This is a genomic window from Butyricicoccus sp. (assembly GCF_050872565.1).
GTDB lineage: Bacteria > Bacillota > Clostridia > Oscillospirales > Butyricicoccaceae > Butyricicoccus_A.
This window is the reverse complement of record NZ_JBNMHC010000054.1, coordinates 1-9,002: the sequence shown is the minus strand read 5'-3', so window position 1 is coordinate 9,002 and position 9,002 is coordinate 1. Positions and strand designations below refer to the sequence as shown.

Sequence of the window (9,002 nt, the reverse complement as noted above, 5' to 3'; positions counted from 1 at the left end):
ACTGCCACCATACTTTTAGATTCAGAGTGAGGAATGGAATTTTTATGTTGTGTGAGCATATTTTAGGAAAACTGCAAGATATGGATACTGCCGGAAAAGAAATTGTGACGGTAGACATCCCGTGGCATGATGCATATAAGAAAATTCACAGACTGACAACCAAAGACGGAAGAGAAATCGGCATCCGAATGGACGATTCGATCTTAACACGCGGTCTGCGTCAGGATGATGTCATTTATCAGGATGAAACGACCATTGTTGCTGTCAATATTCCGGCCTGCGATGCCATTCGCGCCAAGGTTCGAGAAGATCATCCGCAGCAGATTGCAAAGCTGTGCTATGAAGTCGGCAACACCCACACGACGATGTTTCGCGGAGAAGACGATTTCACCTTTTATATTCCGTATCACGAACCGATGATGGAAAAATTGAGCCATATTCATGGCGTTTCTGTCGAAAAAATACAGATTCAGTTTGATTTTGACAAGGCGCTGTCTTCGTCCATCAACAACCATCATCACTAAGGTGTTATCATGAACAAAACACAGTTTTATTTGCTTCAGGTGAATGATGCTCTGTTTCCTATCGGCGGATATTCGCATTCCATGGGATTGGAAACGTATATTCAAAAGGATATTGTACATGACGAAGCAACGGCGGCACAATACATAGAAAACAAACTGCGCTGGAATTTGGCGTATACCGATGTGCTGACGGTTCGATTGTCCTATGAATACGCGGCAAAGCAGGATATAGACGGGCTGATGCGACTGGAAACATTGCTGGCGGCTTCTCGTTTGCCAATGGAACAGCGAGAAGCGTCACGCAAAATGGGTTCACGCTTTGCCAAAACCATTGAAAAACTAAAACTGCCGGAAATCCTGCCTGTTTTTTCTGATTATATTGCTGCCAGAAAAGGAAAGCCTATGACACACTGCTGTATTTACGGTGTGTTCTGCGCCGCTTTACAGTTGGAAGAGCAAGAAATTTTGGCACATTATCTATACGCGCAGACCTCTGTGATGATAACAAACTGCGTAAAGACGATTCCGCTGAGTCAGAGCGCCGGTCAATATTTGCTGAGCAGCTGTTATGATACATTAGAAGAAATTCTCCGTGATGTTCTGACATGGACGGAAGACGATTTGTGCCTGTCCGCACCAGGATTTGATTTACGCGGCATTCAACACGAAAAATTATATTCTCGTTTATATATGTCCTAATTTGAGAAAGGAAGCATGGAACATGTCTTATGTGAAAATTGGCGTTGCGGGTCCGGTCGGTTCCGGTAAAACTGCTCTGATTGAAGCACTTTCGCGCCGTATGGCAAAGGATTACAGCATTGGTGTTATTACCAATGATATTTACACCAAAGAAGATGCCGAATTTCTGGCAAAAAATAGTGTCTTGCCGATTGAACGCATTATCGGTGTGGAAACCGGCGGCTGCCCGCACACAGCAATTCGAGAAGATGCCTCGATGAACTTGGAAGCAGTTGATGACATGATGGAGCGATTCCCGGACATTGAGTTGCTGTTTATTGAGAGCGGCGGCGATAATCTGTCTGCGACATTTAGTCCGGAGCTTGTCGATGCGACGATTTTTGTCATTGATGTGGCAGAAGGCGATAAAATTCCGCGCAAGGGTGGTCCTGGCATTACACGCTCTGACTTGCTCATCATCAACAAGATTGATTTAGCTCCTTATGTCGGTGCCAGCCTGGAAGTCATGGAGCGAGACTCGAAAAAGATGCGCGGAGAGCGTCCATTTTTGTTTACCAACATCCGGAGCGGCGAAAATGTTGATCAGGTTATTGCTTGGATCAAAAAGAATGTCTTACTGGAAGGATTATAATGGAACGCAATCAATTTGGCAAAACATCTCAACTGGCTGTTCAAGCAGAATATCGTGATGGAAAGACAATTTTGACGGATGTTTCTTTTACTGCACCGTATAAGCTGATGCACCCATTTCCAAAGCCGAACGGCGGCGCGCAGATTATTCCTGTTTGCGCTTCCGCAGGCATCATGCGCGGAGACCGACAAGAATTTTCGTATCAAGTAGGGGAAAATGCAGAATTAGAAGTCTTATCGCAATCGTATGACAAGATTCATAAAATGGATGATGGCTGCGCACAACGGCATATCCATCTGGATGTGGAACATAACGCAACATTGTATTATGCGCCGCAGCCGGTAATTCCGTTTGCACACAGTGCTTTTGACAGCACGATTGACATACAATTGTCTGATGAATCCTCCCATTTATTCTTTCAGGACATTTTGTCTTGCGGCCGCACAGCATATGGAGAACGATTTGCCTACCGAAGATTTTCTTCTAAAATCATGGTATATCGTGCCGGTACGCTAATTTACCGGGATAATACCCGATATGAACCGGAAAAAATGACGATGGAATCTATTGGTATGTATGAAGGCTATACACATATGGCAAATCTGTTGCTGTTTGGCGTCGATACACAGCTGCAAGAGGAAATTTGGAAGCTGATTGATGCGAATGATTGTGATGGCGGTGTCACGGCATTAGACCCAAATAATCTCATTGTACGCTTGTTTGGCGTTCGCGCTCAGCAATTGCAGCGCATCAGCGACCAGTTGAAACAGTTATTTGAAACATACAAATCATAACAAAAAATCCGAGAGTATATCAAACTCTCGGATTTTTTGTTATATCTATATTGGATTAGAAATAGGGGACGCAATACACATGTAAACGGCAACAATCAGAATGATACAACACGATATGGTCTGTTTGTTATGCGGATCGTCTGCTTGAAACCATGTTATGCGATGAAAGATCTGTTTGTATATTACATATCCGAGACATGCACCCAATGTATTGGTTATCAAGTCATTGATGTCAGTCGATCTCATGTTAAATAGCTGAGAGAGTTCAATTGCTGCTGAAAGAAAAAATCCTGTCTGCACGACAAATATTCCGCTGCATGGACGCCACAAGATCGGCAGCATAATGCCAAATGGTACAAATAAAATGATATTTAATACCAAGCCAGTCAAATCTGTATTGGTAAATGGGATAACATTGAGATCAAAGGACTGAATCAAGTGGCCGCTAGTTTGCATATTGTATACAACATTATCAATACCGCCAGTTCCGGTGACAGAAAACATCATAGATAATAAGAGCGCAAAAATCTGCCAACCGACGAAAAAACCTTTGGAACATGATTGACGTTTTCTATAGCGACGATATAACAACCAGCCACAGAAAAGATATATCGGCAAACCGATGAAATAATAAGAACATAAAGAGAAAATCATATCGATCATCGTATCGTCGCCTCCAGAAATTTATTTGATACATTGATGATAAAGCAAATGGTTTGTGATATTTTTAAAAATTTCTTACGAAGTTCTTAAAAATGGACACAAAGATTCTAAATGCAAAATAGAGAACGCAAGATATTGCAAAAACATGCGCAGGCGTTTATAATAAAATATATCAATTTTTAGCACGCAAAGGGTAGAAATAAATAGATGAAAACAGCAATTGTAACAGATGGAAAATATCGCATGTCAATCGCTGCTGTGCGTGCACTGAGCCGTGCAGGGTATCATGTAGTTGTCACGCAGACGCGAGAAGACGTACAGACAGCGCCGCCAGTCTCAGTTTCCAAGCATTGTGCAGAATTTCGGTGGATTGACGGTCATGTAACGGATACAGAATACAAAAAACGATTGATTTCCGTTCTGCAAGACTATGAAAGACCAATATTGTTTTGTGTTGGTGCGGTAACATTAAATCTGGTTGCAGCACAGCGCGAAGAGTTTTCGAGCATCGCAGATTTTTTGGTGGCATCGCAATCTGTGTTAGACCAATTGAACGATAAAGAAATTGTTCATGAACGCGCAGAAAAATTGGGAATACCAGTTCCGAAACAATATAAGGATAATCAGCCAGATGATTTTCCAGTCGTTATCAAACCGCATTGCGGCGAAAAATTCGGCCTGAAAGCGGCAGACCGCTATGCTGTTGCACATAATACCGAAGAATATCATGCCATTATGACGAAGATGCGTCAATATGATTCCCAGCCGCTTGTACAGCAGAAAATTGAAGGCGCTGGAGCAGGCGTCAGTCTGCTGCTCGACAAAGAGGGAAATCTCATCTGTGCGTTGTGCCATCGGAGAATTCGAGAATATCCGATTACCGGCGGACCATCTACTTGCTGCGAGAGTTTTTATGATGAGACAATGATTCGACAAGCTTATCAGCTCTTTCACTCGTTTGGCTTTGTTGGATTCGGTATGGTAGAGTTTAAAGATCATTGTGTGTTGGAAGTCAATCCGCGTATCTGGGGAAGCTTTCCGATGACAGAAGCAACAGAAAGTCCGTTTGTCGCACAATACGCGCGAGCAGCGTCCGGAGAAGCTGTGCCATACACACCGAAGGATTATAAAATTGGCGTTCGGATGCGCTTTTTCCTCAATGACACGGTTGCTATCTTACATTATTTGAAATCTGGTCAAGTTGGTACAGCACTGCGAGGAATCGGTGATTGCTTTACAGCGAAAGAAGCCTTGCATGGCAAAGGAGATAATCGGGTTTTCCGCACATATCTCAAGCAGAGCTTATTTCAACGATAAAAAAGAGGGATCTGTATGACAATTCGGTTAGACTTACATATTCACTCGCAACGTTCTGTAGATGGATGCATGTCAATTCCGGACATTGTAGCACAGGCACGGCAGCGTGGGTTACAGGGGATTGCAGTCTGTGACCATGATGCAGCGTTGGAAACCGTCCCGCAGTATGATGATTTTCTAATCATTCCGGGCATAGAAGTATCTACAGAACGCGGTCATGTATTGGGGCTTTTTATCACAGAACAAATCTCTACCAGTCAATTTGATGAAGCTGTACATATGATTCACACACAGGGCGGCTTGGCTGTCATTGCACATCCGTTTGAGCATAGTCTGGATATACATCGGCTGGACAATGTGATAGAGCAACTAGACGGTGTGGAAATTTGGAACGGACGAGCTGACAGAAAAAATAAACGCGCAAATGCGATGGCATTAGAACTGGCGAAACAATGGAAAAAGCCTGTAACAGCCGGAAGTGATGCACATATTCCTGAAGAAATTGGAAATGGTATCGTGACCGTAGAGGTTGATGCATTGGATTTGCTGTCTGTCCGTCAAGCGTTACTGCGTGGTGCCGCTGAAGTACAGGGGAAACGCGGACGCTCTATCTGTGTGGCAAAAAGTCAATTGCAAAAACGAAAAAGAACAAACGCAGGGATAGCCGCATATGGCAAATGGGTATTATTTGCTGCGAAATGCTTTGCAGAAGATTGTATCAGAGGAAAGGAATCCGATCATGTCATTGATTGTAAAACTTGGCAAAAAGGGAAAACGAATCGTTAAAAAGTTTATTACACCAGCAGAAAAACATTATGTAGGATACACACGCCGCATTGAACGCATCCAGACGACAAAGAGAATCTGTGCTATGACCTTTGATGACGGTCCAATGGGAATGCCAGCATCACCGGATCGGTTTGATGGCAAAACATTGACTGATGTTTTGCTGGATACGATGAAAGAATACGGTGCCAAGGGCAGTTTTGATGTTATTGGCGACACTAGTGCCAATTATCCAGATGAAGCCGGAAAACTCGGAAGTGCCGCATGGGGCGGTATCAAATTTGACCATTATCCAGATATTCACTGCGATGACAAGGGCGGTGCAGAACACAATGACCGACTGATTCGACGTATTTTGGATGAAGGCCATGAAATTACCAATCACAGCTATAGACATCTGATTTTTGGCAAGAAGCCATTTGTATATGGCGCACGCGAGCATTTTCACGGCTTAGATGAGGCTGTCACAGACTTAAACCGCCTGCATCAACTCATGAAGGACAGATACAATTATACGATGATTCTTTCCCGTCCACCGCATTATGTCGATAAGATGCCAGATGGATTTACGAGTTATGACGCATATGATGCTATGAATTACCAGTATATGGCAGCTTCTTTTGATGGCGCAGGCTGGCTGCCGTCCACTCATACAGATCCAGAGCAAGCATTGCAAGCAGAAGTACAGGCGATGATTGACCCAATTCGCCATGCTTTGGAAAAAGATCCGGACTTTTTCTGTGGACAGATTATTTTCCAAAAAGATGGCTACAACATGGCAAAACGTACACCGGTAGCGTTTGCATTGGGAGAACAATTAAAAATCCTGCAAGAATATGGCTATCAGGTTGTCAGTGTTCGAGATCTCATGGAAGAAAGTCCGTTTGCAGATGTCGGCCGGGATGATCCGCTGTTTGAAAAGCTGGTAGAATTGGCGAAAGAACATGCGATTGTATTCTCTGATAATCATTTGAGACTGGATGACAAGATGACAATTGGGGAGTTGGCAATGCTGCTCGCACCGAAAAAAGAAGCAATCTCACGCCGTGTTGCAAAAATCCGAAAGAATAAGAAGGCTGGCGCGTATGACTGCGCGCTGTCTTGGTGTCAGGAGAACGGCATTCTGCCGACATCGGCGAAAGCAGAACAGTTCGTTGAGTCACTGCCGGAAGCATATTTTGAGCAGACAAATGATTTTACGCGCCGCGGCGTGTATGCGGCGTACAAAAAATGATGATATGTTAGGAGAAATCCTAGCATATTATCATTCTGAGCTAGACAATAAACATGTACAAGAATAACCAGAAAACCCCGTCACAGAAGCGCTTCTGTGACGGGGTTTCACACACATATCAATTATTTATTCCAACGCATCCACGTTTTTACCTTCACGTGCAATGAGTTCCTTCATCATCTTGCCGTATACTTTATCCAAGCTGTAGCAAGCTGCGATGGCGAACATAATTACCCACAGTGCAATCGGAACATACAGATAGAATGCCTTAATCGCGCTAATCGCTGCAGCGGTCTGTTCAGCAGCAGTTGCCTTCAATCCGTTAAATGCCGCCATAGACAGGATAGCACTCATAACAGCGGAAGTAATACCGGAACCGGCCTTTTGACCCATGCTCATAGACGAGAACATCAAGCCTTCTACACGGATGCCGTTTTTCCAGTGACCATACTCAATCGCGTCACTCGGCAGCGAATACTGTACGCCATAGAACGGTGCAATACCAAATCCGCGCATCATACAGGTCACGATACCGAGCGGTACGCTAGTAATATTCGCAAGGAACAGCAGCTGACCGGCGATGCCCAGCAGACAGCCGGCACAAATCAAGTTGCGCTTACCGTATTTCGGCAGCAGCTTCGGCAGCAGGGCAATGCCGACAATCGTGCAAATCTTTTCAGCGGCAGACAGCGGCATAACTAAGTTTACATCACCAAGAACATACTGGCAATAATATGTCAGGTCCGTACCAATGATAATCTGATATGCCGTGTAGAACAGCATCAGACCCAACGCAATCAGAAAATACTTATTTGTAATGGTAGCTTTGAATGCAATTTTGAACGGAATGTCTTCTTTCTGTACTTCATCCGACTTGACACGTTCCGTACAGGTTGCATACGTGTTGAGCAAGATAAATACCGAGCACAGCGCATATGCAGCGGTTACAATAACCCAAGCAATCTGCGGATTATGTGTCATGTCGGCAACTTTATTGATGAGCGGCAGGGTAAATGCCGTTACAATCATGCTTGCTGTGATAGAAAGCAACATGCGGATATTGCAAATGGTGTCTCGCTCCGTGCGGTCACGGCTCATCAGCGATCCCAGCGAATGAAATGGCTGGCTGATTGCCGTGTATACAACGGTGTTCATCAGATTGTATGTCAAAAATGCATAGATAATCTTGCCGGTGTTGCCAAACGGCGGCATGGTAAACAGGAGAACGGCCGCTGCTGCGTAAGGTAGTGCCAATCTCAAAATCCAGATACGAGCCTTACCATATTTGGAGTGCGTGCGGTCAATAATCGTACCCATCAGGACATCGGAGAATCCATCAAAAACACGCGACAGCAGCAAAATCATACCAACCGCACCGACAGAAATGCCTACAACGTTCGTGTAAAAGTAGGTGAGAAGGGTAGTTGTGATTGTGTATATGAGCGTCAGTGCCGGATCGCCAAAGCAATATGCCAATTTCTCCGACATAGGCACTTTGATAAACTCGTTCATATCCTTGTTTTTCTGCTTAAAATTAAGAAGTTCTGCTATACCGCCTTCATGACTTTTGGATTTTCTCATGCTGGTTACATCAGACTTTTCCATAATTATTCCCTCCCGTTGCACGCGTGTTTTTTTACAGGGATGAAAAACACTGTGAATTTAGATTTTGTTTATTATATCACCGCGTGCGCGTGAACGCAAGCTACTTGTATGATTTTAACCGTAACAAAATTGTAAAAATCACTTAGGAAGCTATCAAATATTTTGCGTAAAGGATAAAAGAAAACGAAAATCTGACAAAAATTTTTCCGCAGATATAACGTATATTGTGCACGTTCGTAAAAAAATATATGCTGGAACATACGATAGCAAAATACAAAGAATGAATATGTTATATTTATATCAAAATGTAGTTGAAAAGTAACAAAAAAGTGTGGAGATTTATCATGGAGCTGTACAGAGCTGGAACATTTTTATGTATATTTTAGGGCAGCATCCAGTTGTATGGCAAAAATCGTACAAGGCGGTTGTGGAAATGGCGGAAATTGACGAACCGGAGATTCAAATGCCATAGACGCAGATGTCAAGACGTGATTTTTGGCAGACTAATTTAAAAATACAAAAATCATGCATTGACGAACTTCAGATCTGACTCAGCCGAGTCAGATTCACAGCCGCATATCCAGCCGTTCTTGAATCATAGATTGTAGATATGAGCCTATAGGAAATACGGGAAGCAAGCGATATATACCGATAGATTTTGAACAAAAAACTGCGCAATAATGCAACACATCATAAATCCGGCGCAAAAGCCCGAACCGGTCAGTAATTTGGCCTCGAAAGGACAAGTT

At 43.5% G+C, this 9,002-nt stretch carries 9 protein-coding genes; 7 read left to right on the top strand and 2 right to left on the bottom strand.

Annotated elements, in window-relative coordinates; translation table 11 throughout:
- Positions 1-80: 80 nt before the first annotated feature.
- From ACR0P9_RS03985 to ACR0P9_RS03970, 4 genes are read left to right on the top strand one after another with little or no spacing between them, the layout of a single operon-like run.
- The gene (locus tag ACR0P9_RS03985; protein WP_432617540.1) at positions 81-524 is read left to right on the top strand and encodes an urease accessory protein UreE; all 444 of its coding nucleotides are present in this window, start codon (positions 81-83) and stop codon (positions 522-524) included.
- A gap of 9 nt (positions 525-533) precedes the next feature.
- On the top strand, positions 534-1,223 hold the full coding sequence (locus tag ACR0P9_RS03980) for an urease accessory protein UreF (RefSeq protein ID WP_432617539.1): 690 nt from the start codon (positions 534-536) through the stop codon (positions 1,221-1,223).
- Positions 1,224-1,245: 22 nt separating this feature from the next.
- Positions 1,246-1,854, top strand: a complete 609-nt coding sequence (gene ureG / locus ACR0P9_RS03975; RefSeq protein ID WP_432617538.1) for an urease accessory protein UreG — start codon at positions 1,246-1,248, stop codon at positions 1,852-1,854.
- On the top strand, positions 1,854-2,648 hold the full coding sequence (locus tag ACR0P9_RS03970; protein ID WP_432617537.1) for an urease accessory protein UreD: 795 nt from the start codon (positions 1,854-1,856) through the stop codon (positions 2,646-2,648). The genes ureG and ACR0P9_RS03970 overlap by 1 nt, the downstream gene beginning before the upstream one ends.
- 45 nt (positions 2,649-2,693) lie before the next feature.
- On the opposite strand, the gene ACR0P9_RS03965 is transcribed toward ACR0P9_RS03970, so the two are convergent.
- Positions 2,694-3,311 (bottom strand): VanZ family protein, encoded by a 618-nt coding sequence (locus ACR0P9_RS03965; protein ID WP_432617536.1) that lies wholly within the window; start codon positions 3,309-3,311, stop codon positions 2,694-2,696.
- Positions 3,312-3,518: 207 nt separating this feature from the next.
- On the opposite strand from ACR0P9_RS03965, the gene ACR0P9_RS03960 reads away from it, so the two are divergent.
- The 3 genes from ACR0P9_RS03960 to ACR0P9_RS03950 are packed head-to-tail and all read left to right on the top strand — an operon-like array spanning position 3,519 to position 6,648.
- Complete coding sequence (locus ACR0P9_RS03960) at positions 3,519-4,628, top strand: ATP-grasp domain-containing protein (RefSeq protein WP_432617535.1); 1,110 nt, start codon at positions 3,519-3,521, stop codon at positions 4,626-4,628.
- A gap of 15 nt (positions 4,629-4,643) precedes the next feature.
- Complete coding sequence (locus ACR0P9_RS03955; protein WP_432617534.1) at positions 4,644-5,414, top strand: PHP domain-containing protein; 771 nt, start codon at positions 4,644-4,646, stop codon at positions 5,412-5,414.
- Positions 5,368-6,648, top strand: coding sequence for a polysaccharide deacetylase family protein (locus ACR0P9_RS03950; protein WP_432617533.1), 1,281 nt, complete (start codon positions 5,368-5,370; stop codon positions 6,646-6,648). The genes ACR0P9_RS03955 and ACR0P9_RS03950 overlap by 47 nt, the downstream gene beginning before the upstream one ends.
- 126 nt (positions 6,649-6,774) lie before the next feature.
- On the opposite strand, the gene ACR0P9_RS03945 is transcribed toward ACR0P9_RS03950, so the two are convergent.
- The gene (locus tag ACR0P9_RS03945) at positions 6,775-8,253 is read right to left on the bottom strand and encodes an MFS transporter (protein WP_432617532.1); all 1,479 of its coding nucleotides are present in this window, start codon (positions 8,251-8,253) and stop codon (positions 6,775-6,777) included.
- Positions 8,254-9,002 lie beyond the last annotated feature (749 nt).

Coding starts and splice junctions, on each gene's coding strand:
- ACR0P9_RS03985 (WP_432617540.1), top strand. CDS start 81: ATGGATACTGCCGGAAAAGAAATTGTGACGGTAGACATCCCGTGGCAT.
- ACR0P9_RS03980 (WP_432617539.1), top strand. CDS start 534: ATGAACAAAACACAGTTTTATTTGCTTCAGGTGAATGATGCTCTGTTT.
- ureG (WP_432617538.1), top strand. CDS start 1,246: ATGTCTTATGTGAAAATTGGCGTTGCGGGTCCGGTCGGTTCCGGTAAA.
- ACR0P9_RS03970 (WP_432617537.1), top strand. CDS start 1,854: ATGGAACGCAATCAATTTGGCAAAACATCTCAACTGGCTGTTCAAGCA.
- ACR0P9_RS03965 (WP_432617536.1), bottom strand. CDS start 3,311: ATGATCGATATGATTTTCTCTTTATGTTCTTATTATTTCATCGGTTTG.
- ACR0P9_RS03960 (WP_432617535.1), top strand. CDS start 3,519: ATGAAAACAGCAATTGTAACAGATGGAAAATATCGCATGTCAATCGCT.
- ACR0P9_RS03955 (WP_432617534.1), top strand. CDS start 4,644: ATGACAATTCGGTTAGACTTACATATTCACTCGCAACGTTCTGTAGAT.
- ACR0P9_RS03950 (WP_432617533.1), top strand. CDS start 5,368: ATGTCATTGATTGTAAAACTTGGCAAAAAGGGAAAACGAATCGTTAAA.
- ACR0P9_RS03945 (WP_432617532.1), bottom strand. CDS start 8,253: ATGGAAAAGTCTGATGTAACCAGCATGAGAAAATCCAAAAGTCATGAA.